Source organism: Natrinema sp. H-ect1, assembly GCF_041821105.1.
GTDB lineage: Archaea > Halobacteriota > Halobacteria > Halobacteriales > Natrialbaceae > Natrinema > Natrinema thermotolerans.
On sequence record NZ_JBGUBA010000017.1, the window covers coordinates 12,880 to 37,815 of the forward strand.

General features: G+C 66.1%; 22 protein-coding genes. 9 read left to right on the plus strand and 13 right to left on the minus strand.

The genetic code is table 11. The features are described from left to right. Positions 1-9 precede the first annotated feature (9 nt). The 4 genes from ACERIM_RS18655 to ACERIM_RS18670 form a co-directional block, all read right to left on the minus strand. Entirely contained in the window at positions 10-207 is a 198-nt protein-coding gene (locus ACERIM_RS18655; RefSeq protein ID WP_373633755.1) for a hypothetical protein, read from the minus strand. Between the two features lie 121 nt (positions 208-328). Next, entirely contained in the window at positions 329-1,819 is a 1,491-nt protein-coding gene (locus ACERIM_RS18660; protein WP_373633756.1) for a replication factor C large subunit, read from the minus strand. Between the two features lie 85 nt (positions 1,820-1,904). After that, a complete protein-coding gene (locus tag ACERIM_RS18665; protein ID WP_373633757.1) occupies positions 1,905-2,390 on the minus strand; it encodes a hypothetical protein in 486 nt (161 codons plus the stop codon). A gap of 138 nt (positions 2,391-2,528) precedes the next feature. After that, complete coding sequence (locus ACERIM_RS18670; RefSeq protein ID WP_006650601.1) at positions 2,529-3,878, minus strand: hemolysin family protein; 1,350 nt, start codon at positions 3,876-3,878, stop codon at positions 2,529-2,531. Positions 3,879-4,089: 211 nt separating this feature from the next. Between ACERIM_RS18670 and ACERIM_RS18675 the strand changes: the two genes are divergently transcribed. Continuing rightward, positions 4,090-4,839 (plus strand): competence/damage-inducible protein A, encoded by a 750-nt coding sequence (locus tag ACERIM_RS18675; RefSeq protein WP_373633758.1) that lies wholly within the window; start codon positions 4,090-4,092, stop codon positions 4,837-4,839. A 57-nt stretch (positions 4,840-4,896) separates the two neighbouring features. Here ACERIM_RS18675 and ACERIM_RS18680 read toward each other — a convergent pair whose 3' ends face one another. Beyond that, positions 4,897-5,538, minus strand: a complete 642-nt coding sequence (locus ACERIM_RS18680) for a metal-dependent hydrolase (protein ID WP_373633759.1) — start codon at positions 5,536-5,538, stop codon at positions 4,897-4,899. Between the two features lie 68 nt (positions 5,539-5,606). Beyond that, positions 5,607-7,175, minus strand: a complete 1,569-nt coding sequence (locus ACERIM_RS18685) for an ABC1 kinase family protein (RefSeq protein ID WP_373633760.1) — start codon at positions 7,173-7,175, stop codon at positions 5,607-5,609. 185 nt (positions 7,176-7,360) lie between these two features. Between ACERIM_RS18685 and ACERIM_RS18690 the strand changes: the two genes are divergently transcribed. Continuing rightward, the gene (locus tag ACERIM_RS18690; protein WP_006179333.1) at positions 7,361-8,071 is read left to right on the plus strand and encodes a helix-turn-helix domain-containing protein; all 711 of its coding nucleotides are present in this window, start codon (positions 7,361-7,363) and stop codon (positions 8,069-8,071) included. Between the two features lie 31 nt (positions 8,072-8,102). Here the strand turns inward: ACERIM_RS18690 and gcvH are convergent, their stop codons facing one another. Both gcvH and gcvT read right to left on the minus strand, forming a co-directional pair. After that, a complete protein-coding gene (gene gcvH, locus ACERIM_RS18695; RefSeq protein ID WP_006650606.1) occupies positions 8,103-8,486 on the minus strand; it encodes a glycine cleavage system protein GcvH in 384 nt (127 codons plus the stop codon). Next, on the minus strand, positions 8,483-9,604 hold the full coding sequence (gcvT, locus tag ACERIM_RS18700; RefSeq protein WP_006650607.1) for a glycine cleavage system aminomethyltransferase GcvT: 1,122 nt from the start codon (positions 9,602-9,604) through the stop codon (positions 8,483-8,485). Before gcvT ends, gcvH begins: the two co-directional genes overlap by 4 nt. A gap of 209 nt (positions 9,605-9,813) precedes the next feature. Here gcvT and ACERIM_RS18705 point away from each other — a divergent pair, with 209 nt between their 5' ends. After that, entirely contained in the window at positions 9,814-11,295 is a 1,482-nt protein-coding gene (locus tag ACERIM_RS18705; protein WP_373633761.1) for an aldehyde dehydrogenase family protein, read from the plus strand. A gap of 69 nt (positions 11,296-11,364) precedes the next feature. On the opposite strand, the gene ACERIM_RS18710 is transcribed toward ACERIM_RS18705, so the two are convergent. Both ACERIM_RS18710 and ACERIM_RS18715 read right to left on the minus strand, forming a co-directional pair. Next, positions 11,365-12,996, minus strand: a complete 1,632-nt coding sequence (locus tag ACERIM_RS18710) for a S8 family serine peptidase (protein ID WP_373633762.1) — start codon at positions 12,994-12,996, stop codon at positions 11,365-11,367. 261 nt (positions 12,997-13,257) lie between these two features. Beyond that, positions 13,258-14,931: a S8 family serine peptidase gene (locus ACERIM_RS18715; RefSeq protein ID WP_373633763.1), complete on the minus strand. Its 1,674-nt coding sequence runs from the start codon at positions 14,929-14,931 to the stop codon at positions 13,258-13,260. Between the two features lie 325 nt (positions 14,932-15,256). Between ACERIM_RS18715 and ACERIM_RS18720 the strand changes: the two genes are divergently transcribed. Beyond that, positions 15,257-15,721: an NYN domain-containing protein gene (locus tag ACERIM_RS18720; RefSeq protein WP_049966603.1), complete on the plus strand. Its 465-nt coding sequence runs from the start codon at positions 15,257-15,259 to the stop codon at positions 15,719-15,721. Here the strand turns inward: ACERIM_RS18720 and ACERIM_RS18725 are convergent. Both ACERIM_RS18725 and ACERIM_RS18730 read right to left on the minus strand, forming a co-directional pair. Further along, a complete protein-coding gene (locus ACERIM_RS18725; protein WP_006650612.1) occupies positions 15,718-15,990 on the minus strand; it encodes a TRAM domain-containing protein in 273 nt (90 codons plus the stop codon). The two genes, ACERIM_RS18720 and ACERIM_RS18725, sit on opposite strands and share 4 nt — an antisense overlap. Continuing rightward, positions 15,987-17,540, minus strand: a complete 1,554-nt coding sequence (locus ACERIM_RS18730) for a Na+/H+ antiporter NhaC family protein (protein WP_006650613.1) — start codon at positions 17,538-17,540, stop codon at positions 15,987-15,989. The genes ACERIM_RS18725 and ACERIM_RS18730 overlap by 4 nt, the downstream gene beginning before the upstream one ends. Before the next feature lie 298 nt (positions 17,541-17,838). Between ACERIM_RS18730 and ACERIM_RS18735 the strand changes: the two genes are divergently transcribed. The 5 genes from ACERIM_RS18735 to ACERIM_RS18755 all read left to right on the plus strand — a co-directional run bounded on the left by ACERIM_RS18735 (position 17,839) and on the right by ACERIM_RS18755 (position 24,180). Further along, positions 17,839-18,681, plus strand: coding sequence for a TatD family hydrolase (locus tag ACERIM_RS18735; protein ID WP_373633764.1), 843 nt, complete (start codon positions 17,839-17,841; stop codon positions 18,679-18,681). Between the two features lie 178 nt (positions 18,682-18,859). Beyond that, the gene (locus ACERIM_RS18740) at positions 18,860-19,438 is read left to right on the plus strand and encodes a DUF2150 family protein (RefSeq protein ID WP_076144927.1); all 579 of its coding nucleotides are present in this window, start codon (positions 18,860-18,862) and stop codon (positions 19,436-19,438) included. Positions 19,439-19,503: 65 nt separating this feature from the next. Beyond that, the gene (locus ACERIM_RS18745) at positions 19,504-21,504 is read left to right on the plus strand and encodes a hypothetical protein (RefSeq protein WP_373633765.1); all 2,001 of its coding nucleotides are present in this window, start codon (positions 19,504-19,506) and stop codon (positions 21,502-21,504) included. A gap of 131 nt (positions 21,505-21,635) precedes the next feature. Then, the gene (hmgB, locus tag ACERIM_RS18750) at positions 21,636-22,973 is read left to right on the plus strand and encodes a hydroxymethylglutaryl-CoA synthase (protein ID WP_006650617.1); all 1,338 of its coding nucleotides are present in this window, start codon (positions 21,636-21,638) and stop codon (positions 22,971-22,973) included. 91 nt (positions 22,974-23,064) lie between these two features. Then, on the plus strand, positions 23,065-24,180 hold the full coding sequence (locus ACERIM_RS18755) for an AI-2E family transporter (protein ID WP_006650618.1): 1,116 nt from the start codon (positions 23,065-23,067) through the stop codon (positions 24,178-24,180). A gap of 16 nt (positions 24,181-24,196) precedes the next feature. On the opposite strand, the gene ACERIM_RS18760 is transcribed toward ACERIM_RS18755, so the two are convergent. Next, positions 24,197-24,910, minus strand: coding sequence for a DUF2270 domain-containing protein (locus tag ACERIM_RS18760; RefSeq protein WP_373633766.1), 714 nt, complete (start codon positions 24,908-24,910; stop codon positions 24,197-24,199). Between the last annotated feature and the right edge of the window lie 26 nt (positions 24,911-24,936).

Here is a 24,936-nt window from a genome sequence, read left to right on the forward strand (position 1 = left end):
ACGACGTTCTCAGGCCGTCGGCGCCGGCGGTTCGTCGTCGGCCGCGGTCGCTCGCTCGTCGGGAGACCCGTCGGCGACCGCCGCGTCGAGATCGACGAGGCGGCTGACGATCTCGGATTTCCGGTGTTCCACCTCGAGGTGGACTCGAAGCCCGTTGCGGTCGTCGTAGGATTCGGCACAGAGCGGGCAGCTGTTGGGGTCTGTCATTCGACCGATCACCAAGAGAGGGTCTCACCGTTTATCGACCTAATAGTATCGATCAGTCGGCTGATTGAGATATCGGGACGAGTACGGCTCGTCGTCGGTGGCCGCAGCCGGCCGCGAGCGGTCACATGAAGTCGCTCAGTCCCGACTGGTCGTCGTCGGGTTCGTCGACCGTCGCCGTGTCGTCGCCGCCCTCGGAACCGGCCTGGTCGCTCCCGTCCTCGGCGTCCGACGCCGCGAGGGGCTGCTGGCTCTCGCCGTCGTCGGCGTTGGCCTCCGCCGTCGCGTCCCCGCTCGAGCGGTCGGCCTCGAAGAAGGCGTCGCCGGAGTGTTCGACGGCTAGTTCGGCCTTGCGTTCCTCGGCGTCCGCGACGATCGACTGGACCTTGTTGGTGTCTTTCCCGCTGCCGGTGATAAAGGAGACCTCCGACTCGTCGAGGTCGTAGGCGGCGGCCATCCGGACGGTCAGGTCGCGGTTCTTGCAGTGGTGGGTCATCGCCGAGAGGAACGGGAGGATCTCCCGACGGACGGTGGCGACGCTTGCGCCCTCCCGCTCGGCGATACGCTCGGCGATCGAATCGCGGGTGTTGCGGGTCCCCTTCGTCCGGCCGAGCTTCGACCAGTAGCTCGGCGGGCCGTAGCGGGTCCAGCCACCCTTGTCGCCTCGGCGGGAGGCGGCGACGCCGGCGGTCATGTTGTCGGTCGCGTAGCGCCAGTAGGAGTAGTCCTGGGTCGCGCGTACCCGCCCCAGCCAGCGGTCGGCGTTCGAGAGGAACTCGTAGGCGTCGGCGAGTTCCGCGCCTGCGTAGTCCTTCGGGACGTTGTCCTCGATCCAGTTGAGCAGGTCGTCCGGCGTCTCGTCGACGTCGTAGGAGGCCCGCAGTGCGCCCTCGGCGTCTTTCTCCTTGATGAGTTCGTCGAGGAAGTCAAAGATCCCCTCGGTCGTGTCGCGCTCGCTGGTCACCACGTCGTCGACGGTCAGGCGTTCGGCCTCCTCGGCGACCGCCTGCAGGTCGTTGACCGCCGACCGCAGGTCGCCGCTGGTCGACTCGGCGATCTTCTCTAAGGCCTCCTCCTCGAACTCGATGCCTTCCCGCCGGCAGACGTCCCGCAGGACGGGGACGATCGAGCGTTTCGAGACGTCGCGGAACTCGATCGTCTCGCAGGCGTTGCGAAGCGACTGGCTCATGTCGTAGAACTCGTTCGCGACGAGGACGATCGGCTGATTGGCGTCCTTGACGACGCGGGTGACCTCCCGCGAGCCGCCGTAATCGGCGTTGCCGTGGAAGTTGTCGGCCTCGTCTAAGATGACCAGCCGTCGTCCCGACTCGCCGGCGGTGAGGGTACCGCTCTTGGACGCCTCGCCCGCGATCTTCTCGATGACGTCGGCCCCCCGGCTGTCGCTGGCGTTGAGTTCCATCACCGGCCACCCCATGTCGTTGGCCAGCGCGTGGGCGGCGGAGGTCTTCCCCACGCCGGGGCTGCCGTGGACGATCACCGACTCGCGGTGGTCGTCCCACGTCTCAGCCCACTCCGCTAACTGGTCGCGGGCCTTGTTGTTGCCGCGTACCTCCGACAGCGTCGTCGGGCGGTACTTCTCTGTCCAGTCGGTCATTGCCCCGTGGTTGGGGTGAGTCGCGTTTAGTGGTTGCGGAGCGGTACTCGTCGCAGATCGGTTTCCGGGGTCGGGCCACCCTCGCTTACTCGGGGCCGATCGCCTCGAGGCACTCGCTTGCCCGAGGATGCTCGTGGGTCGGCGCGCCCATCCGGTAGTCCGCCCGCTGGGTCGTCAGCGACGTGATTGCGGTCCCGTCGTTCCCGTAGTCCGGGACCCCGACGACGACGCGGTCAGACTCGACGGTCACGCCCGATTCGTCGCCGATCTCGAAGACGACCGTCCCCGAAAACGGCGCGTCGACGTCGTCGCCGACGGCGACGCCGTCCTCGAGGATCGTGTCCCCGAACAGCCCGTCGTCGTAGAAGCCGGTGTTCGCGTAGGCAATATCGCCGTCCTCGAAGTCGCCGGTCACCGTCGCTCGAGAACAGGAGTGAAACGTAATCGTTCGGTCGGCCCGTTCGATCGTCGTTGGTTCGTCGTCGTTGTCCCGCCCGTCGACCGTCGGTGATCGGGTTTCGTGGCTCGAGTCGTCGACGGAGTCGGGTCCGTCGTTCGTGTCGTGGCTCATCGCGAGACACCTCGACTGACGACGGCGCGCGTCGGGTAGCTCATACGGAGGCCACCACGTCGGAAGCAAAAGGAGTGGCGTCGGTCGGATTCGATGACGGTCCCCGGATCGGACGGGATCGAATCGGCCGGCGGCCGATCAGCCCGCCGACTCTTCGGCCGGTGCGGTCGCCTCGACGATCACCCGCGAGATCCGCGTCCCCTCGGTTTCCTCGACGGTGACTTCGTAGCCGTCGGTCGCGACCGAGTCGCCGACCTCGGGCGCGCGGCCGAGGCGGCTCAGGACCAGGCCGCCGACGGTGTCGAACGCCTCGCCCTCGAGCGTGGTGCCCAGCGTCTCGTTGACCGTCTCGAGCGTGACGCCGCCGTCGACGGCGTAACGGCCGTCGGGGAGTTCGTCGATCGACGCCTCCGCGTCGGGGGCGTCGAACTCGTCGCGGATGTCGCCGATGACTTCCTCGATGACGTCCTCGATCGTCAGGATCCCCTCGAAGGCGCCCCACTCGTCGATGACGACGGCTAACTGGGCGTCCTGCCGGCGAAACTCCGCGAGGATGCCGTCGATCCGGCGCGTTTCGGGGACGATGATCGCGTCCCGCACGAGGTCGCGTGCGGTCGGTTCGGCCGCCGTCGTGTCTTCCCCGTTGGCGGCTTCGATGGCCTGGAGGACGTCTTTGGCGTGGACGAACCCGATGACGGGCTCGTCGGCGTCGTCGTCGACGACGGGGTAGCGGGTGTAGTTCCCGCCGGCGGCGACCCCGCGGAGTTCCGAGAGGGGCATGTCGGCGCGGACGGTGACGACGTCCGGTCGGGGAATCATCACCTCGCGGGCGACCGTGTCGCCGAGATCGAACACCGCTTCGATCATCTCGACCTCGTCGGTGTCGACGACGCCCTGTTCGCCCGACTTGGCGACGATCCGTAGGATCTCTTCCTCGCTGTGGCTCTCGTCGCGCTCCGAGGCCGGCGCGACGCCGAGCAGGCGTGTGAAGAAGTTCGCCGTCCCGTTGAACACGATGATTCCCGGGATGAAGATGTAGTAGAAGAACTTCATCGGCGCGGCGACCAGCAGGGCGATGCGTTCGGCGTCGGCGATGGCCAGCGTCTTCGGCGCGAGTTCCCCGAAGACGACGTGCAGGAAGGTGATGACGCTGAAGCCGATCGCGATCGAGACGAGATGCAACGTTCCGGCCGGCAGGACCGGCCCCAGCACGGGCTCGAGCAGCGAGGCGATCGCGGGTTCGCCGACCCACCCGAGCCCCAGCGAGGCGATCGTGATGCCCAGTTGGGTGGTCGCGAGGTAGTCGTCGAGGTTCTCCTCGGCTTCCTGCAGGAGTTTCGCCGACCGCCGTCCCTCATCGACGAGGGCCTCGATCTGGGTCGGTCGGATCCGGACGTAGGCGAACTCGGCCGCGACGAAAAAGCCGTTCAGGAAGACCAGAAAGAGAGCGAAGAGGAGCCGCCCGACCGAGAAGGCGAGGTCTACCATCGGTTCCACCCGTGCGATTCCAAGCGAGCCAGTTCCGTCGGCGTCCGATCGCCGCTGAATACTACCATACGGACACTTGGAACAGGGCTGTCAAAACCGTGGCGCTGCAGGCGTGGCGCGCTCGCTGCTCGAGGGCGCTCGACTATGGGAGCCGGATCGACCGGCAGTCACATCCCGGAGCGGCTAACTGCACGGAGTCCCAACGCCGCCCATGAACGTCGCGATCGTTACCGTCGGCGACGAGATCCTCGCGGGGTCGACGACCAACACCAACGCGTCGTGGCTGGCAGCGCGGATCACCGAACGGGGCAGCAGCGTCGAGCGAATCCTGACGATCCCCGACGACCGCGACCTGATCGCAGACACCGTCGCCCGCTGGAGCGACGCGTTCGACGCCGTGATCGTCACCGGCGGTATCGGCGGCACACCAGACGACGTGACCGTCGAGGCCGTCGCCGACGGCCTGAACCGGGCGTTCGTCGTCCACGGCGAGATCCGCGAGCGGCTGGTCGAGAAAGCCGCCGCGTTCCGCGACGAGAACCCCAACCTGGTCGAGGAGTACGACCTGCAACTCGACATCGACGCGGCGGCCTCGATCCCCGAGGGCGCGACGCCGATCGTCATCGACGAGGGATGGGCCCCCGGCTGTATCGTCGAGAACGTCTACGTCTTCGCGGGCATCCCCGACGAGATGCAGGCCATGTTCGAGGACGTCGCCGACGAGTTTCAGGGCGACGCCGTCGCCCGGACGATCTACACGCCGGCGCCCGAGGGCTCGCTCCACGATGCCCTCGAGGGCGTGGCCGAGCGGTTCGACGTGGCGGTCGGCAGTTACCCGCGCAGCGAGAACCGTCCCGGTCGGATCCGCGTCTCGAGTACCGACCTCGAGACGGCCGACGCGGCCATCGAGTGGCTGCGCGACCGCGTCGAGACGACGGAGCCGCCGTCCGAACACGAGTGACTGGCGACATCGCATCGAGCCCTCGGCGGCGTCGGGTCCCGTCGGGTCGCCGCCCGGTCAGTCCGCCCGCTGGTCCTCGAGGATTCGGACGGCGACTGCGGTGAGCCCCGCGATAGTGAGGACGAACCGCTCGCCGGTCGCCGCGATGGGGAAGATCCGTTCGACCCCCGTCGCGGGCTCGTCCCGGGTCGGGTCGACGCCGGTCCGGTAGTGGGTGTCCTCGGTCGTGCCCCGCGCTGTAGTCTCGGCGATGCCGCTGCCCTCGAGTTCGACGAACGTCTGGACGAGGCCGCGTTGATCAGTGACGAGCAGTTCCCCCGAGAGGTCGTAGAACCGGTCGTGGACCGGCCAGAAGAGGTTGACGCCGTTGAAGAAAGCGTCAAAGAGGACGTGCGCGAACAGCAACGCGGCGAGCGTCGTCCACGCGAGGCGATGGCCGTACGTGCCCCACCGATTCCGGACGATCGACGCCTCACGACGCCCGTCCCACAACAGGGCAGCGGCGGGGAGAAGGACGATCCAGAGGTTGTGAAACGCCGCGCGGTGAGTCCCCGGGACGACGATGCCGATCAGCGTATCGAGATCGAGCAGAGCCGTCGCACCCATTACGAGCAGGATCGCCTTCGTATCGAACTCGTCGCCGAGCAAGGCGATCCCGATCAGTCCCGCGAACGCGACGTGGACGACCGTCGATGGCACATCTCGGCGACTCGAACCGCGGGGGCTTGATTGTTTGGCCGGTGTCGCCGCCGTTGCCTCGGTCGTCCCTACCCCGCTCGTCGGTGGCGAACGTACTGCCCGAAAAAGACGAGCGCGAGAACGACGCTTCCGATCTCGAGCGGTTCCGGATGGAACGTCAAGACGGCGCTCGCGAGCAACAGGGACCCGGCGATGACGGCGTACCCGACGGCCGGATCACCGCCGTCGCTGGGCTCGACCGGCTCGGTCCTGACGACCAGTTCGCCGCGCTCGAGTTGGCCGAAGACGGAATCGAACCGCGACGGAGCCCGCGCCAGGACGGGGGCCGACTCGCGGAGGTCGGTCCGGACGTCCGCCAGCAGCGCGTCGACCTCGCTCTCGATGAACCCGTGGTCGACGAGGAACGAGCGCGTGGCCGCGATGAAGTCGAACTCGGGGTCGAGGCTCCGGCAGACGCCCTCGCCGACCGTCCCGACCCGGACGAGCAACATGACGTTCGGCGGGATCCGGAACGGGAACTCCTGAAGCGTCGAGAACAGTTCGGTGATGATCCGCCGCCAGGTGATCTCCGACCGCCCCTCGAGGTTGTCGATCACCAGTTCGAGGACCTGCCTGACCGCGGCCCGGTCGACCGACTGATCTAACACCTCGAGCGCGATCAGCGTGTTCAGCAGGCCGTCGATGTCGCGGCGGACGAGGTGTCGGTAGAGGCTCGTGATGTCTTCCTGTTCCGCCTCGGTGAGTCGCCGACTCATCCCGTAATCGTAGACGACGAGTCGGCCGTCCGCCGTCACCGCGAGATTGCCGGGGTGTGGATCGGCGTGGAACACGCCGTCGACCAGCCCCATCTTCAGATACGTGCGGGCCAGCAGCGTGGCCATCTCGGTCCGGTCGCGTCCGGCTTCCGCGAGCGCGTCCTCGTCGGTGATCTTCGTCCCCTCGATGTACTCCATCGCGACGATCCGGTCCGAGCAGAGGGCGTCGTAGGTCGCCGGAATGCGGACCCGGTCGTCGTCGGCGAAATTGTCCGCGATCGTCCGCATGATCTCGGCCTCGCGTCCGAAGTCCAGTTCCTCGAGGACGATCGCCTCGAAGTCGTCGGCGACGTTCTCGATCGAGTAGCGCTGGTCCTCGTCGGCGACGGCCCGAAGCAGCGGGACGAGCCCCCTGACGACGCGGAGGTCCCGCTCGATCATCGGCTCGAGGCCGGGCCGGCGGACCTTCAGCGCGATCCGGTCGCCCTCGTAGTCGACGGTGTAGACGAACGCCAGCGATCCCCCGGCGACCGGCTCGAGCGTCTCGAGATCGAGGTCGTCGCCGAGTTCCGATTCGACGACGGTCAGCGGATCGCCGCCGGCGTCTTCGGGGATCTCGTCTTGCAATGTCGCGAACTCCTCGACGTAGATCGGCGGCACGAGATCGGGACGGGTCGATAGCACCTGGCCGATCTTGATAAACGCCGGTCCGAGATCGACCATCGTCTCGGTCAACCGACGGGCACGCTCCCGGTGGGTGGCCTCAGCGACCCGTCTGGGCGGTCCGAACACGAGGAACCGCCGGCGGTCCCGGAGAAAGGCGACCGCGATCGGGAGGAACCGCACGAGGACCTGCAGGTATCGGAGATAGTACCCCTTCATTCGCTCGTCGGCGGGGCATCGATCGGTCGACAGCTCATACCCCGTCTTCGAACACCGGCCACAAATACGTCCGTGGTCGCTCCCGGTATCGCGTAGTCGGTCGATCGACTCCGGTCCGAGGGAACGAGCGGCCGGCCCGCGGTCGTCTCCGGTAGCTACTTGGACCGACCGGGCGACCGTCGGGTATGAGCGGACGCGGACCCAAACGGGAACTCGCGGAGAAGATCGCCGGCGAGATCACGCTGAGCGACGACCCCGGCGCGACGCTGCGCAAGTGGCGCACCGATTTCGACGTCTCCCAGACCGATCTGGCGACCGAACTCGAGGTCTCCTCCTCGGTCATCTCCGACTACGAGAGCGGCCGCCGGGAGAGCCCCGGCATCGGCGTCGTCGGCCGACTCGTCGAGGGACTGCTCGCGATCGACGAGCGCCGCGGCGGCGAGCGTATCCGCCAGTACGGTCGAGTCCTCTCGGCGGGGTTCGAGAGCGACGTCGTCTACGACCTCCGGGAGTACGCCACCTCGATCCCCCTCGAGCGGCTGCACGACGACCTCGAGGCGACGGAGGTCGCCTCGAGCGGCACCGACCGGGTCAGCGGCCACACCGTCATCGACAGCATCGAGGCGATCACGCGGCTCTCGAGCGAGGAGTTCTTTCGGCTCTACGGCCAGAGTACGAACCGCGTTCTCGTCTTTACGAACGTCACGCAGGGCGAGGGCGTCGGGATCGCCCTGCGAGTGGTCAACCCGACACCGAACGCCGTCATCCTCCACGGCCTCGAAGAGGACGACCTCTGGGATCACGCGAAGGAACTCGCCCGCATCGACGGCTACTCGCTGGCCGTGACGAACGCGGAACTGGACGGCGTCCTCGACAGTCTGGTTTCGATCGAATAGCGCGGGCTTCCGGTCGCCGAACGCCCCCGTCTCAGGCGATCTGTGCTTCGTACTCGTCGGCGGTCAGCAGCGCCTCGAGGGCGTCGGGATCGTCGGGCTCGATCTCGAGCATCCAGCCCTCGCCGAAGGGGTCCTCGTTGACGAGTTCGGGGGCGTCGAAGAGGTCGTCGTTGATCGCGACGACCTCGCCGCCGACGGGTGCATAGAGGTCCGAGACGGCCTTGATCGATTCGACGACGCCGAACTCCGCCTCCTGGGCGAGGTCGTCGCCCTCGTCGGGGAGTTCGACGAAGACCACGTCGCCGAGTTCGTCCTGTGCGAAGTCGGAAATACCGACGCGGACGACGCCGTCGGTTTCGAGCGCCCACTCGTGTGATTCCAAATACCGTCTATCGTCGGGAACGTCGAAGCTCATACTGTATCGATGAAGGGTGTGGTTTCAACTCTTGCTTTTTTCGACTGGCCACGGACGACTACCTGTAGCGTCGTCCCCGGCTCGGCGTACTCGACCGGGACGTACCCCAGCCCGATCGGCTGCTCCACCGTTGGGCTCATCGTGCCGCTGGTGACGGTGCCGATGACCCGCCCCTCGGAGTTCGTGATGTCGTAGCCGTGCCGGGGGACGCCGCGGTCGATCAACTGGAAGCCGACCAGTCGCTCTTCGACGCCCCGCTCGTGGATCTCTGCTAAGGCGTCCCGGCCGACGAACTCGGTCTCGAGCGCGACGGTGAAGCCGATGCCGGCCTCGTAGGGGGTCCGCGGGTCGTCGTCGTGGTGGAAGTCCTGTCCGGCCAACAGCAGGCCGGCCTCGATGCGGAGCGTGTCGCGAGCGCCCAGTCCGCAGGGCTGGCAGTCGAACGCGGTCCAGATCTCCTCGGCGGCCGCCCAGGGGACGATCAGTTCGACGCCGTCCTCGCCGGTGTACCCCGTCCGGGCCGTCCAGCAGTCGACGCCCTCGATCGTCGCGTACCGGGCCTCGAAGCGCTCGAGATCGGCGACCGACTCCTCGGTTACGTCATCGACCAACGCGACCGCCTCGGGTCCCTGAACCGCGAACATGGCGTACTCGTCGGTCCGGTTGTCGACGGTCGCCTCGAGGTCCCACTCGTTGCGGTAGTCGATCCAGCGCTGGTGGGTGGCCTCGTCGGTGCCGGCGTTGGGGACGAACAGGTAGGTCGGGTCGCCGTCGGCGTCGTCCGTCGCGTTGCCGTCACCGTCCGGCAGCCGGTAGACGACGGTGTCGTCGATGATGATCCCGTCCTCGTCGGTGATCGTCGCGTACTGGGAGTCGCCGACCGCGAGCCGCGAGACGTCGTTCGACGTCAGCCGTTGCATCAGCTCGGTCGCGTCCGGGCCGGTGACGTGCAGCTGGCCCATGTGTGAGACGTCGAAGATCCCGACGCCCTCCCGGACGGCCGCGTGTTCGGTCCGGATCGACTCGAACTCGACCGGCATGTCCCAGCCGCCAAACTCCGTGAACTTCGCCCCGTACTCGTCGTGTAACCCACGTAACGGCGGCGTCTGAAGCGGCATATTCACACCGTCATCCGCGGAGTAGTAATGTCTTTTCGTCGACCGAACACGCGGGCGATCGCCCGCGGCGCGAGGAGACGCATGACGCCGGCTCGGTGTCGAAACCGACCCCGGTCCGGACGGGTAACCGATTCGGGTTACAACGATACGAGCTACTGTCTCCGGTTGCCGAAAACATATGTTCGGAAATAACGTATCCGGGGTACAGTATGAGTGCGCCGACACTCGAGCCGCAGGCCGATTGGAACCAGCTGTATATCGACGGCGAGTGGCGCGACGCCACCGGCGGCGAGACGATCCCCGTGGAGAACCCGGCGAAACAGGAAGTGTTTACGGAAGTACCGGCGGGGACCGAAGCGGACGTCGACGCCGCCTACGAGGCGGCCGAGGCGGCCCAGTCCGACTGGGCGGCGACCCCTCGAGCGGAGCGCAACGAGATCGTCCAGAATCTGCTGGACGAACTCAACGCGCGCTTCGAGGAGATCGCCGGCCTGCTCGCGACCGAGGCCGGCACCCCGGGCTATCGCGCTATGGGCGAGTTCGCCACTGCGACCGGCGACGTCGAGATGTCCCTGGAGTTAGAGCCGCCGGCGGAGGAGGTCCGCCCCTCCCCGTCGGTCGACGACAAGGACAACCACATCGTCTACGAGCCGGTCGGCGTCGTCGGCGTCATCTCGCCGTGGAACTTCCCGCTGCATCTCTCCCTGCGGGCCGTTGCGCCCGCGATCGCGCTGGGCAACACCGTCGTCCTGAAGCCGGCGACGGACACGCCGATCACCGGCGGGCTGCTCATCGCGAAACTCTGCGAGGCCGCGGGCGTCCCCGACGGCGTCGTCAACGTCGTCACCGGCCGCGGCTCGGAGATCGGCGACCGGATCGCCAACCACCCGACGCCGCGGGTCGTCTCCTTTACCGGCTCGACGTCCGTCGGCAAGGGCGTCGCCGAGCAGGCCGGCAAGAACCTCGCGCTGCCGGCCCTCGAACTCGGCGGGAACGCCCCCTTCATCGTCACCGACGACGTCGACCTCGAGCGGGCCGCCCGCGCCGGCGCGTTCGGGTCGTTCTTCCATCAGGGGCAGGTCTGTATCTCGATCAACCGCCATCTGGTCCACGAGTCGGTCTACGACGAGTACGTCGACCTGCTGGTCGACCACGCCGAGTCGCTCGTCATCGGCGATCCCTCCGAGAACGAGGACGTCACCTTCGGCCCGGTGCAAAACGAGACCCAGCGCGACGACTTAGTCGAGTTCATCGAGGGATCGCTCGAGGACGGCGCGACCCTCGAGACCGGCGGCGAGGCCGACGGGCTGTTCGTCGAGCCGACGGTGCTGTCGGACTGTACCAACGACATGCCGACGGCCTGTAACGAACACTTCGGTCCGGTCGCGCCGGTCATTCCGTTCTCGGACGACGACGAGGCCATCGAACTGGCGAACGACACCGAGTACGGCCTCTCGGCGTCGGTCTTCTGCGAGGACGCCGAGCGGGCTCGCGACCTCGCCGACCGCGTCGAGGCCGGGATGGTTCACATCAACGACCAGCCGATCAACGAGGACCACAACGCGCCCTTCGGCGGCGTCAAGCAGTCCGGCCTCGGACGCTACCACGGCGAGTGGATCACGCAGGAACTCACCGAGCCCAAGTGGATCTCCGTGCAGGGCGAGGAACGGGATTACTTCGTCTTCGAGTAGCGCCCGAAACCGGGCGGAGGCGCCCGTTGCGTTCCAGTTCGGCTCGAGGCGGTCGTTCGCTGGCGCTCCTTATCGACCCCGTTCTTCCACCTGAAGCGTGTACGCCCCGCTGCCGCTGTCAGCGTGGACCTGAATCCCGAACGACTCGTCGCCCTCGAGGGCGAGCGTGAGCGATGGGCTCGTCCCCGCACCCGCGGCCGCCTCGTCGTGGCTCCATCTAGTGGGTCTACTGCCGTCGGTGGTTACGTAGAGGTCGAAGTCGCCCCGAGCGGGGCCCTCGAGATCGATCGTGATCGAGCAGGGGTCGTCGGTGCGAAGCGAATAGCCGTACCGTTTGCTCTCGCCCCACCAGCCGCTGCCGTCGAGGGAGCCGCTCGCGCTCGCTGTAACCGTCTCGTCGCCGCAGTTGCCGGTGTCGGATTCGGGCTCGTCCTCGCTGCCGCCGTCGCCGTCGTCCCCGAAGGGGTCCGTTTCGACGGCGGCGGCCGCGTCGACCCGACCGTACCCCTGCTGGTCGTCCGCGAGGCCGACGTCGACGGCCGTCTCGCGGAGATGATCGCGGAGTTGTGATCGCGAGAGGTCGGGATGGGCCGACAGCGCGAGGCCGGCGACGCCGGCGACGACCGGGGTCGCCATCGACGTGCCGGACATCCGGCCGTAGTCGCCGCCGGTCGTACTCGAGACGATGCGGCTGCCCGGCGCGGCCAGTTCGATCTCGGGGCCGGTGTTGGAGAAGGAGGCGATCGAATCGTCGTCGTCGACGGCGGCAACGGCGACGACGCTGTCCTCGGCGGCCGGCGAGTAGACCCGGTCGCTGCCGTCGTTGCCGGCGGCAGCGACCAGCAGGACGCCCCGATCGGCCGCGTACTCACAGGCCGCGGTCAGGGTCCGGTAGGAGCCGTCGACGCCCAGCGAGAGGGTGACGACGTCCGCGTCGGCGTCGGCGGCCCACTGGATTGCGTCGGCGATGTCCGACAGCGAGCCGACGCCGTCCGCATCGAGTGCCCGGAGCGACAGGAGAGAGCAGTCGCTGATCCCCGCGTGGCCAGTGCCGTCGTCGGTCCCGCCGGCGGCGATACCGCCGACGTGGGTGCCGTGGTCCCCGCCGCGGCCGGGGTAGGGATCATCGTCGCCGTTCAGGAAGTCCCTGCCGATCCGCTCGTCCATGGTCTCCTCGAGCGCCGGGTGATCGTACTGGATCCCCTGATCGACGACCGCGATGACGACGTCCTCGTCCCCACGGGTCGTCTCCCAGGCCCGCTCGCAGCCGATCAGTTCGGGGGCGTACTGATAGCCGTAGTAGGGGTCGTTGGGCTCGAGCAGCGACTGGAGTGTCGCGTTGGGTTCGGCGTACTCGACCGCCGGCGAGGCAGTGACCGCGTCGATGAACTGCTCGCGGGCACGGTCGGGGGCCGCAGACGGGAACTCGACGACGGCGTAGCGGATCGTCTCGTTGGTATGGACCACCTCGGCGTCGCCGGGGATGGCACTGCGTGCCTCGGCGGCGACGTCGTCGGCACCCGCCGAGATGCCGAGGAGTATCTCGTCCGTCCGCGGTCCGGGATCGCGACCCGGCGTCGCGCTCGTGACGGTACTCGAGCCGAGCAGGCCGGCGAGCCCGATCGCGCCGGTGCCGGACAGGATCGACCGGCGGTCGTAGGTCGGCTCTGCGGTGTCGTCCGGGGGACCGTTCGGTGTCATGGGACGACAGTCATCACTCCCTGAAATTAGTAAACTCTTATCGAACTTCGTCTGATTTATTCTCGAAATAACCGCGGCGATAATGATTGGATGAAATAATATCTGCTAATAGTGATCGAATATATGAAGTCGGCCGGTTACGGGAACCGACCGGCACGCGAGAAACGCCGTCGCGGTTTCGACGGACTCCGACCGGTCAGCGGCCGGTCTCGATCGGTGACGTCGAACGGCGTTCTGATCGCGGTTCCGTCCTGAGCGGCTCTATTTGCCCAGTTCTTCGACGCCAACCGTGTAGGAACCGCTGCCGCTGTATCGCCTGACGAGGATGCCGAACTCCTCGTCGCCGCTGAGGTCCACGTCGATCGATTCGCTCGAGTCGTTGCTGGCCGACCGTTTATCGTAGTCCTGCCGCGTTGGCGTCCGTCCGTCGAGAGTCAGGTAGAGATCGAAGTCCGCACTCGCCGGCCCCTCGAGGGTGACGGTAGCGCTGCAGGGGTTCGCCGTCTTGAGTGTGTAGGTGTAGGTGTCGCTCGGATTGCCCCACCAGCCACCGCTGAGTTGGCCGTCCTTACTGGCCGTGTTCACTTCGTCGCCACAGTCGCCGGGCTCGGGGTCCGGATCCGGATCGGGAGTCGTCCCGGGTTCGGTGGTGACGGCGTTCGCGGCGTCGACGCGACCGTTTCCTTGTTCGGTAGCGTCCAGACCGATGTCGACGGCCGTCTCGTGGAGGTGTGTCCGCAACTCGTCGTTCGAGAGGGACGGCCAGGCCGACAGCGTCAGTCCGGCGACGCCGGCGACGACCGGCGACGCCATCGAGGTGCCGCTGAAGGTGTCGTAGTCGTCGAAGGGGATCGACGAGAGGACGTTACCGCCGGGTGCGGCCAGTTCGATCTCCGGGCCGACGTTCGAGAAGTCCGACAGCGTTTCGCCCTCGTCGAGCGAGGAGACGGCCAGCACGGTGTCGTAGGCGGCCGGATACGAGACGGGGCTGCCGGAATCGTTGCCAGCAGCCGCAACGAGCAACGAGCCCTGCGATTGTGCGTACTCACAGGCCTGTCGCATGAGATTCGTCGCATCGCCGCCACCGAGGGACATGTTGATGATATCGGCACCCTGATCGGCCGACCACTGGACCGCGTCGGCGATGTCCGAGAGCGACCCGCCGCCACCGGACCCGAGCGCGCGGGCCGAGAGGAGCGAACAGTTCGAAATGCCGGCATGGCCCGTTCCGTTGTCGGTACCGCCGCCGGCGATTCCGCCGACGTGCGTCCCGTGGTTCTCGCTCGCGTCTGCCGGATACGGATCACCGTCGCCGTCGACGAAGTCCTTGCCGTTGTTCGAGACGCTGTCGTCCATGTTTTCCGCGAGATCCGGGTGATCGTACTGGATTCCCTGATCGACGATCGCGATCGTCACGTTCGGATCGCCGAGGGTCTCCTCCCAGGCTTCCTCACAGTTGACCTGCTGTGGCGCGTACTGACTCCCGAAGCTCGGGTCGTTCGGCGTGTACAGTGGCGATGCACTCCCTCGTGCGTCTGTCGTCTCGTCGTCGGTTCCCGACCCGAGCGGCTCGGCCTCGAGTGCGTGATACGTGACGTTGTCCTCCGTGTACTGTACCTCGTTGACGTCCATGAGGTTTCGCTGGACGTTTTCCTTGGCCTGTATGGAGGCTTCGTCGGCTATCTCTACCGACGCGTAGCCGAGCGTTTCGTTCGTGTGTACGATGGTCGCGTTGCTCGGGAGTTTCGGATCGACTGCCGCTTCGATGTCCGATACGTCGGCATCGACACCGACGATCAGTTCGTCTTTTTTCGGCCCCGGTTCACGACCCGGCGTTGCGGACGTAATGCCGCTGAGACCGAGAATCGCACCGAACGAACCGGCTGCTTCGAGGACCGATCGTCGATTCACGCCAGAGTAGTTATCTTCTGTCATGACGCAACTGATGAGATTACACTCTTCCACTAAATGATTTTTAAATCTATTAGGAGTTAATATAAATTATAAATATACTAATACCACTTCTCATGAGGGAGTTATTACTGGTAGAAACCACCATCGCGGTCCGTTTGTCTCGCCGTTGTGGAAGATTATAAACTCAATCGGAATTTATCTATGGTGGAAGAGGAGTGTATTTTTCGCCCGTTCACGATCTCGAACCGATCGCGATCGGGACGCCGCTCGAGTCGATGGGAATAGCGGCGACGGTTGCGTTTCGCCACACCTATCTCCAGGCACGGGAAAGAGCGGGCAACTGACTATGTTCGACCGCGTTCGTACCCGTCTCGCGCCCGATACCGAAACCGAGCCGACGGTCGGGCTGTTCGTCGACGGGCCGAACGTCTTCCGCGACGAGTTCGACGTCGATCTCGACGACCTCCGGGACGCCGCCGGCGAACTCGGCCGCGTCGGCGTCATCCGTCTCTACCTCGACGAACACGCGACACCCGGCCTCATTCAGGCCGCGGAAGCCCGCGGCTTCGAAGTGATCGTCACCAGCGGCGACGTCGACGTCAAACTCGCGGTCGACGCGACCGCACTGGCCGGCGACGCTACGATCGACCGGCTCGCGATCGCCTCACGCGATACCGACTTTAAACCCGTCCTCGAACACGCGGGTACCCGCGGCGTCAAAACGTACGCGATCGCGCCGGGGTCGTACGGCCGCTCGGATGCGCTGCGAAACGCGGCCGACGAGGCCGTCACGCTCGAGCCGGACGGTTAGCCGCTGTACGAGCTTTCGCCGACGACCTCAACGAGGTCGCCCTCGCCCGTTGCCGTGGTCTCGTCGAAGTCGGTCACGCGAACACGGACTTGCTTCTCGACGGTCTCGGGTCCGGCTCCCTCGACGAGCAGTTCGGTGTCGCCGATGTAGGCCCGTCCCGCCGAGCCGTTGGTCTCGGAGATGAAGACGTCTATTTCGCTCCCTACCTCGAGGGAGGGTCGGTTCGCCCGGAACGTCCAGCCTGTGAGGTACTTTCCGAAGATGCTCATACGCGTGCCACCTCCTCGCTCTCGCGGTCGATCAGGTATTCGCGGCCGAAGCCGGTCAGCGCCGCGACGATGAACACCGCCACCAGTAGCCAGCCCTGGAAGACGTAGGGGACGACGTCGATCGGCGTGACGAGCATCGACTGTTCGAACCAGCTGTAGTCGTCGGGCAGTTGTTGCATCGCCGAGTAGCCGGCCAGCACCCCGCCCGACCACGGGAAGATGTAGCCCATGGCCGCGGTCTGGCCGTCTAAGATGTTCGCCCGGCGGTAGCCGTTCAGGTTGAACCGCTCGCCGATCTTCGAGATGTAGGGGCCGATCGCGACCTCGGCCGCGGTGTTGATCGTGATGATCGCGTTGATCAGCGCCGCGGTCCCGACCATCGTCAACTCGGCGTTGCGGACGTTCGTCGCGAGGTTCTCGATCGACCACTCGAGCAACACGTCGAAGGCCCCGCCGCGGATCATGATCTGGGCCGCGCCGATGATCAGCAAGACGAGGATCGAGAGTTCGAGGAAGCCGGCGACGCCGTTCATCAGGCTGCCGCCGACGCCGACAGCGTCGGGGTCCTCGACGATCGTCAGGATCGGCAGGGACTCGAGCGGACCGGCCAGCGGCGCATCCTGTGGGGCGTTGAACATGACGATGTCGCCGAGGCCCGCGAGGCCGAAGACGAGGTTGAAGGCGACGGCGACGACGATCCCCCACGAGATCGCCTCGACGATGTGTCGGCCGGCGATCGCCGTCCCGATCACGGCGGCCATCGAGATGACGTGAACCAGTCCGATCGCGTCGCTCTCCTCGAGGAAGATCTCCTGAGCCTGTGCGCCGACCTCGATGCCGTCCATCGCACCGCCGGCGACGACGTAGCCGAGGAAGGCGAGGACGGCAGCGATGATGACGTATTTGAACCGGGAGGCGACGACGCCCCCGATGTCGGCGTCCTGGGTGACAGCGCTAACGATCGTGGTGTCACTGACGGGCGCTAAGTTGTCACCGAAGATCGCCCCCGAGAGGATCGCACCGAACAGGAGGACGGGGTTCGCACCGAGCAACACGCCGGCCGGGAAAAAGAGGCCGACGAACGCGATGCTTGCACCGTAGCCAGTCCCGATCCCCGTCGTGAAGACGGCCGCGAGGACGAACGTGATCGCGGGGAACAGCGCCGCGCCGACGCCGGCAGTGTCGGCCAACCAGACGAGTCCGCCGACGAAGCCGCCGTCCTGTAGGAGCTGGGCGAACATACCGGCCCAGATCCACGCGACGATCGCCGTCACCGCGACGGGCTGGGTCATCCCCTCGAAGATCGTGTTGGCGTAGTGCTTCCAGTCGCCTCGGGCGAAGAACATCCCGACGATGAGCCCGACCAGGATGCCCACGATGAGTCCGCCGGTATCGCCGATCCGCCAGAGGGCAGTCTGGACGATAGCCCAGACGATGAAGAAGGCGATCGGGAACGCACTCATCCCGCGGCCGCCGTAGAACTCGACTGTGGGGCCGCCGCTGTCGGGCTGTGTGAACTGGTCGGTCGGTTCGTCGCCAGCCTCACTCATATGTGATCACTCATATTGCCACGCGGTCGTAGTATTGACATCAGTCATAATAACTATTTCTGACAGTATTGGATTCGTGGTTCTCGTCGGTCGCTATCGATCCTTCTGGCAGTACGCGCGAGGTCTATCATTTAGCTATCGGTTCCCGACGACGGCGTCGGGGATGGAGCTGGTCGGCAAACTCCCGGTCATAGGCCCACAGCGGCCGATGACGGTCGATACGGGTTGATAATGACAGTCCACTCCCGGGCGGTCCGAACCCGGTGACTTTTCGGGCGCGGCCCGCCCAGCCACGCGTATGATCGACGACCGGCCGGTGCTGGACGACCACCTCCACCTCGACCCGGACAACAATCGGGGCATCGACGCCGTCCGCGACTTCGCCCGCGTCGGCGGCACCCACCTGCTCGTGGTGAACAAACCCTCCTGGCATCTCGGCGTCGAGGCCGAGACCGGTGCGGACTTCCGCGAGGTCTTCGAACGCACCATCGACATCGTCGAGGCGGCCTCGAGCGAACTCGAGGGCCGGGCCTGGCCCGTCCTCGGGGTCCATCCGGGCCTCATCTCGCGGCTGATCGACGAGCGCGGCTTTGCGCCCGACGAGGCCCGCGATCTCATGCAGGCCGGCATCGACGTGGCGGCGGAGTACGTCGAAGCGGGCGACGCGCTGGCGCTGAAGTCCGGCCGCCCCCACTACGAGGTCGACGACGACGTCTGGGCGGCCTCGAACGACGTCATGCGCCGGGCGTTCGACCACGGTGCCGCCCTCGAGTGTGCAGTCCAGCTCCACGCCGAGGCCAGCGAGGACATGACCGAGGTGGCCGACTGGGCCGAGGCGGCCGGAATGGAGCCCCACCGGGTCGTCAAACACTACGCGAGCGGCCGCCTCGAGGGACCGACGCCGAGCGTGATGAGCGACAAGGATCGGCTCGAGACGGCCGCCGAGCGGGGCGAGCCGTTCCTGATGGAGACCGATTACATCGACGACCCCGACCGGCCGGGCGCAGTGTTGGGTCCCAAGACGGTCCCCCGGCGGGTCCGCTGGCTGCTCGAGAACGGGTACGACGAGGCGGTCGAGATCGCACACGTCGAGACGCCGAAGGCTGTCTACGGGATCGATACCGAAGCGACGCTCGAGTGAGAACGGGTAATTCCTTCTTACCGTCGAACGCCCGCTCTATCCGACGAGCTGAAACGGCACCTGCCGTCTCATGAGCGGCTGTAAAAGCGTTTTAGCCGATCATCATGCCGGTCCAAACATTCACTTTCGGCGGCTAGTGTAGAGAAAGGCATTTCAAGCGGCCGGTGTAGGTGTCTGTATGAGCAATCCCCCGACCGAGTTCTACTCGGAGGAACGCTGGCAGAACTGGATCGGTCGCATCAAAGACGAAGACATCGATCCGGAAGACGAAGACTCGGCTCGACTCCTGCTCAACCTGCAGGACGACACGGCGATCGCGATCGCGAAGATCGTCGCCGCCTACGACGACGGCGAACTCGAGGGGGAGGACGCCCTCGCGGAGATCGAGGACGTCCGCGAGATCGTCCTCGGCGAGGTCGACATCGAGGACGAGGAGAAACTGATCCTGGTCGACGGCGTCCAGACGAGTCTGGTCTGTGTCTTCTTCGCGGCCGAGGAGTACGTCGCCAACGGGCCGGCCGAGGACGGCAGCGTCGGGGACTATCTTGGCGCGGCGGCCGACGCCGAGGCCGAAGAGGATCTCGACGCGGCGCTTGGCTACGCCGCCCAGGCAGGGACGCTCATCATCGACGGCGAGGAACTCGACATGGGGGTCGCGGAAGACCTCGAGTACGGCCTCGTCACGGAGTGGATCAACGGCCTCGACAGCCTCCAGAGCGCGATGAGCGACCCGGAAGTCGTCGAGGAAGACGAGTAGGACGGGGTCTCGTTTTCGCCGCGTCGGGCCACCAGACGTTTAACCGCCGGTGACTATCCATCGTTATGAGACGGCGGTACGGCGAGCGCGCAGTGACGGTGCAGATCGGAGCCATACTCTTGCTCGCGATCGTTTTCACTGCGCTCGCGCTCTATCAGGTCAACGCCGTGCCCGCCGAGAATCAGGCGATCGAGAGCGAACACAACCAGCAGGTTCACGGCGAACTACAGGACCTGCGAAACGCCGTCCGGAACGTCGGCACCGGTGGCGGCACCCGATCAGTGTCGATCACGCTCGGGACCTCCTATCCCGCACGGACTTTTTTGACGAACCCACCGGATCCGACGGGAACCCTCGAGACGACCGAACGGGCGAACGTAACCATTGCGAACGCTACCTACGAGGGTTCGGCCGACGATTACGACGGCGATCCGTCCAATCTGACCGGGCGTCACGAAACGACGACGGTCGCGTACCACCCCGACTACAACGAGTATCGGACCGCACCCACAACTCGAATCGAACACGGATTCGCGTTCGACGAGTACGACGACGCGGCGGTCCCGGTGACTGAACAGGGACTCCTCGAGAACGGAACGATCAGGCTCGTCGTCCTCGAGGGGTCGCTTTCGACGACGGGACGGAATACCGTCTCGCTCGATCCGACGTCGGTTAGCGGGCCGAGCGATGAGATTCCGATCCGATCCGACGGAGGGAATATCACGCTCACCCTGCCGACACAGACTCCGAGCGTCTGGAACGAGACGATCGGGGCCTCCTTCGAGGCCGGTGAGAGCAACGCTCGAATCGTCGGCACGGGGCCGGAATCGGTTCGGATTGAACTGGCCGACGATGGTGATTACGCCCTGCAGTTGGCTCGAGTCTCGATCGACGGCTCGGGGGGAGCCGATCCGAGGTACGATGTACAGCGGGCCGATTCGGACGGGGAGTCAACCGCGGAATCCGGTCAGTTCGACGTGAACTGGGACGGCGACGCCCCGACGAACGTCACCATCAGCGGCGACGACTCCGTCACGCTGGGCATGCGTGCGACCGACGACGCCGCGGCCGTCAGCGGCGCGAGCGTCTCGTACGCGGTCAGCGACCCCGACGGCGTCGTCGCCGACTTCGACGGGACGGGAACGACGGATGCGACCGGTCGGAATCGGACGGCGCTGACACTCGAGTCGTCCGCCGTCGCCGACGACGGCTCACCGGTCACGGTCTACGCCTCGAGCGGGGGCGCGGGCGATCGTCACGAGTTGACCGTACACCGGGAGTCGAGCGGACTCCCCGACGGCAGCGTCGCGTATCACGACGAGAACGGCAACGGCGAGTACGACGTCGGCGAACCGACGTACGCGGAGAGCGACCTCGAGACCGTCGACGTGGCCGGTTCGCTGGTCGTTGCGGAGGACGCGTTCTCCGCGAACGGAATGGACATCACTGCCGAACGACTCACCGTGGCGGACGGCGTTCGACTGAGAACGCAGTACGGTGGGATCCAGTTGACGACGACGAGCGGCGAGGTGACCGTCGGCGGAACGCTCGATACCACTGACGGAGGGGGTCAATCCGTAACGATCGATTCGGCCGGGGAGACGGCCCTTTCCGACGGGACAATCCGTTCGAGCGGCGAGATCACGGTCGACTCGGTCGGGGCCGTCGTCGCCGACGACGCTACGCTCGACGCCACCGCCGCCAGCTACGGTTCGATCACGGTCACCGGTGACGACAGTATCGCGCTGCGACGCGCGAGCGTGACGACACAGGGCGGGATATCGGTCACTGGCGGGATGTCGGTCGACGCAGCGGCCGCCGCGTTCGAATCGACCGGCGTCGGTCAGGAGATCGCACTCGAGTCGAACGACGATATGACACTCGATCGGGTCGCGATCGATGTGGGACCGTACGGAACGATGACCGGGTCCCTTAACAAGGGGCGGAATACCCTCTTCGTCGACGGTTCCGAATTCCGGCGGGACGGGTACGCGGGTACCTTCACGTACTCGCCGAACGGCATCGACGTAATCGGCGATCCCGCAGTCGGCTCGACTTCGAAATAACGCTGCCGCGGCGTATCGGTTCGTGTGCCGTCACCGGCGACGAGCGATGGGATTCGTCTGCTCACGCTACATCGACGATCGTCGAAACGACGAACGACAATATCTTGTACCGTCACCTACATTGAGAAAGTATGACTGCAGTCGGCATCGACGCCGTCGAGATCTGGACGGGTAACCTCAAACTCGACCTTCCGGGCACGTTCGCCCCTGAGAAGGGCGAAGATCCGGAAAAGTACACGAAAGGACTCGGACTGAACGCCAGTTCCTTCCCCGACAGTTACGAGGACATCGTCACGATGGGGGCCAACGCCGCTCACCGGCTAATGGAGCGCAAAGGCCTCGAGCCCGACGATATCGGCCGCATCGACGTCGCGACCGAGAGCGCCTTCGACAACTCGAAGCCGGTTTCGACGTACGTCGCTGGCTGCCTCGAGCAGGTCTACGAGGGCGACTTCCACCACGCGAACAAGGGCGAGCGCAAGTTCGCCTGTATCGCGGGGACCCAGAGCCTGGACGACGCGTACAACTGGATCCGAGCGGGCCGCAACCGCGGCCGCTCGGCGCTGGTCATCGCGACCGACACGGCGCTGTACGCCCGCGGTGACGACGGGGAGGCGACACAGGGTGCCGGTGCCGTCGCGATGCTCATCAGCGAGGATCCGAACCTCGTCGAACTCTCCGCCGAGCAGGGCTACGGCTCGGCCGACGAGACGGACTTCTTAAAGCCGAACCAGCAGTTCCCGAGCGTCGACGGCAAACGCTCCGTGCAGGTCTATCTCGCCCGGATGCGCGAGGCCCTCGAGGACTTCGAGAGCGTCGCCGGCGAGGTCCACGAGGAGGACTTCGCCTACGCGCCGTTCCACACCCCCTTCCCGGGCATGGTCCGGAAGGCCGCCCTGCTCGCGTTCCGTCACGTCACGCGGAACACGGCGGTCGAGGACGAACTGGCCGAGGAAATCGGTCGTCAGCCCCGCCCCGAGGCGTTCGACTCCGACGACGAGTACCGTGATGCGCTCCGGGAGTACATGGACGCGCTCAAAGACACCGACCGCTACGCCGAGTGGTACGACGCCACGATCGATCCGACGCTGACGATCTCCCGCGAGGTCGGCAACTGGTACACCGGCTCGGTCCACGTCGCCCGCGCGAGCGCGCTCAAACACGCACTCGAGAACGACCGCGAAATGGTCGGCGAGAAGTTGCTCATCGGGTCCTACGGCAGCGGTGCGCAGGCGGAGATCCACTCCGAGACGGTCCGGGACGGCTGGGTCGAGGAGATCGAGGCGCTGAACATCGACGAACAGCTCTCCGACCGCTACGAGATGTCGTGGGACGACTACGAGGAGATCCACGACGCCCACAACCACGAGATGGACGTCGACGTCGAGGAGTTTACGACCCCCGACGAAGAGTTCGTCTTCGACGGCTGGGGTCGGATGGGCGAGCGGAAGTACCGATACGTCGAGTAGCAAGTCCCGGTACGTGGAGGAGGCGGCGGTTCCGACGCCGCTCGGACGTCGTATCAGCAGACTAATCTGACGGGCTGTGACATATCCGTCTATGTCCGACAGGCCCGATCCCCCGAACTGGCTCGTCGAGCGGCCGGGATTGACCGCGCTCGCACTGGCGAGTTCCCTGCTCGCACTGGTCGTTCTCCTGCCGTATCTCCAGTACGTCCTCTTCGGCGTCGTTCTCGCGTACATCCTGTTGCCGGTTCAGCGACGCCTCGAGGCCTACGTCAGGCCGACGATCGCGGCGCTTGCGGTCGTGGCGGCGACCCTGCTCGTCGTGTTGTTGCCCCTGATCTATGTCCTCTCGCTCGCTGTCGGCCAGTCGCTCCGACTCGTCCGGTCGATCAGGCAAGGCGAGATCGACGTCGAGATGATCGAGTCCATGCTCGAGAGCAATGGGTATGCCGTCGATCTCGTCGCGCTGTACGAGTCGAACCAGGACCGGATCGCGACGGCCGTTCAGGAGGTCACGAACGGGGCGATCGCACTCTTGGGCAGTCTGCCGAGTATGTTCATCGGGCTGACTGTCACGCTGTTCGTCCTCTTTGCCCTGTTGCGTGACGGGGAGCGGCTTGTCTCGTGGCTCCGGTGGGTGTTGCCGATCGAGGACGACGTCCTCGACGAACTCGAGGCCGGGCTGGACCGGCTGATGTGGGCCTCGGTCGTCGGAAACGTCGCCGTCGCAGCCATTCAGTCGGTGATGCTCGGCGTCGGACTGCTGATCGCCGGTGTTCCGGCCGTTATCTTCCTGACTGTCGCGACGTTCATCCTGACGCTGCTTCCGTTGGTCGGGGCCTTCGGGATCTGGATCCCGGCGACCCTCTATCTGGTCGCGATGGGGCGACTGAGCGCCGGCGTCGCGATGTTCGTCTACGGGTTGGTCGTCACGTTCTCGGATTCGTACCTCCGGCCCGCGCTGATCGGCCGGTCCAGTGCCTTCAACTCCGCGATCGTGGTCGTCGGCATCTTCGGCGGCCTCATCGTCTTCGGTGCCGTGGGCCTTTTCATCGGACCCGTCGTCCTCGGCGGGGCGAAACTCACGCTCGACTGCTTCGCGCGCGCCCGAACGGACGACCCCATCGACGGGGCAGCTCCCGACGCCGGCGGGCTAGTCACCGACTCCGAGGGGGAAGCCGACTCGAGCGGCGCGGACGACGATTCCTGATCGGTCGGCGGCCGATTCAGTCGTTCTTCCAGTCGCCCGGCTCGACGCCGTGGATTTCGCCTTTCGCCTCCCGTTCGTCGGGCCACAGACCGATCGCGAACGCGGCCGCGAAAAACACGACGAGGACGGCCGCGACGAGCGCGCCGTGGACTCCAGGCAGTTCGGCGGCCTCGGTCCATTGCTGTTCCGGGGTAAACAGCGTGACCTTGAACGCCCAGCCGACGCCAGCCACCGCAAAGAGGAGCCCGTACACGCGCCGTATCCGGCGTGAGAGTGCCTCTCGAGTCGAAACCTTGAACGTCGGCCGGCGAAGGTCGTCGCTCAGTTCCTCGCGCCAGGCGGGGTGTTCGGTGCCGGTCGGCTCCAGAGCGTTCGCGAACACGTTCTCCTGGACGAACCGGACGCGGGCGCGCCAGTGATCGTAAAAGCGGTACCGACGCACCTCGTAACAGAGGAAGATCGAGAGGACGAGAACCCCGATCAGGAGCAGGAACGCGGGCATGTTCCGGCTCGAGTACACGATCGAGAGGAGGGCGGCAAGCAGCGTGATCGCCCAGTCGGTCGTGCGATCGATCCGGTCCTGTGCGCTGTTGGCCTGACTGACCTCGCCGCGGTAGAAATGCGGGAGGACCGCGAGCAGGGAGTCGGTGTCGCTGGCCGCCGTTGCACCGATCGCCTGATCGTCGCGCTCGAGCGGGCCGCCTCCGTCGGCGTCGTCGCTGTCGGTCATGGCACCTCTCGACAGCACCGCCGCGT

Bases quoted from the DNA above. Each gene is read 5' to 3' on its own strand.
- gcvT (WP_006650607.1), bottom strand. From the start codon at position 9,604: ATGCCGCTTCAGACGCCGCCGTTACGTGGGTTACACGACGAGTACGGG.
- ACERIM_RS18675 (WP_373633758.1), top strand. From the start codon at position 4,090: ATGAACGTCGCGATCGTTACCGTCGGCGACGAGATCCTCGCGGGGTCG.
- ACERIM_RS18760 (WP_373633766.1), bottom strand. From the start codon at position 24,910: ATGACCGACAGCGACGACGCCGACGGAGGCGGCCCGCTCGAGCGCGAC.
- ACERIM_RS18665 (WP_373633757.1), bottom strand. From the start codon at position 2,390: ATGAGCCACGACACGAACGACGGACCCGACTCCGTCGACGACTCGAGC.
- ACERIM_RS18685 (WP_373633760.1), bottom strand. From the start codon at position 7,175: ATGAAGGGGTACTATCTCCGATACCTGCAGGTCCTCGTGCGGTTCCTC.
- ACERIM_RS18705 (WP_373633761.1), top strand. From the start codon at position 9,814: ATGAGTGCGCCGACACTCGAGCCGCAGGCCGATTGGAACCAGCTGTAT.
- ACERIM_RS18755 (WP_006650618.1), top strand. From the start codon at position 23,065: ATGTCCGACAGGCCCGATCCCCCGAACTGGCTCGTCGAGCGGCCGGGA.
- ACERIM_RS18715 (WP_373633763.1), bottom strand. From the start codon at position 14,931: ATGACAGAAGATAACTACTCTGGCGTGAATCGACGATCGGTCCTCGAA.
- ACERIM_RS18745 (WP_373633765.1), top strand. From the start codon at position 19,504: ATGAGACGGCGGTACGGCGAGCGCGCAGTGACGGTGCAGATCGGAGCC.
- ACERIM_RS18690 (WP_006179333.1), top strand. From the start codon at position 7,361: ATGAGCGGACGCGGACCCAAACGGGAACTCGCGGAGAAGATCGCCGGC.
- gcvH (WP_006650606.1), bottom strand. From the start codon at position 8,486: ATGAGCTTCGACGTTCCCGACGATAGACGGTATTTGGAATCACACGAG.
- hmgB (WP_006650617.1), top strand. From the start codon at position 21,636: ATGACTGCAGTCGGCATCGACGCCGTCGAGATCTGGACGGGTAACCTC.
- ACERIM_RS18730 (WP_006650613.1), bottom strand. From the start codon at position 17,540: ATGAGTGAGGCTGGCGACGAACCGACCGACCAGTTCACACAGCCCGAC.
- ACERIM_RS18720 (WP_049966603.1), top strand. From the start codon at position 15,257: ATGTTCGACCGCGTTCGTACCCGTCTCGCGCCCGATACCGAAACCGAG.
- ACERIM_RS18740 (WP_076144927.1), top strand. From the start codon at position 18,860: ATGAGCAATCCCCCGACCGAGTTCTACTCGGAGGAACGCTGGCAGAAC.
- ACERIM_RS18670 (WP_006650601.1), bottom strand. From the start codon at position 3,878: ATGGTAGACCTCGCCTTCTCGGTCGGGCGGCTCCTCTTCGCTCTCTTT.
- ACERIM_RS18655 (WP_373633755.1), bottom strand. From the start codon at position 207: ATGACAGACCCCAACAGCTGCCCGCTCTGTGCCGAATCCTACGACGAC.
- ACERIM_RS18710 (WP_373633762.1), bottom strand. From the start codon at position 12,996: ATGACACCGAACGGTCCCCCGGACGACACCGCAGAGCCGACCTACGAC.
- ACERIM_RS18660 (WP_373633756.1), bottom strand. From the start codon at position 1,819: ATGACCGACTGGACAGAGAAGTACCGCCCGACGACGCTGTCGGAGGTA.
- ACERIM_RS18725 (WP_006650612.1), bottom strand. From the start codon at position 15,990: ATGAGCATCTTCGGAAAGTACCTCACAGGCTGGACGTTCCGGGCGAAC.
- ACERIM_RS18735 (WP_373633764.1), top strand. From the start codon at position 17,839: ATGATCGACGACCGGCCGGTGCTGGACGACCACCTCCACCTCGACCCG.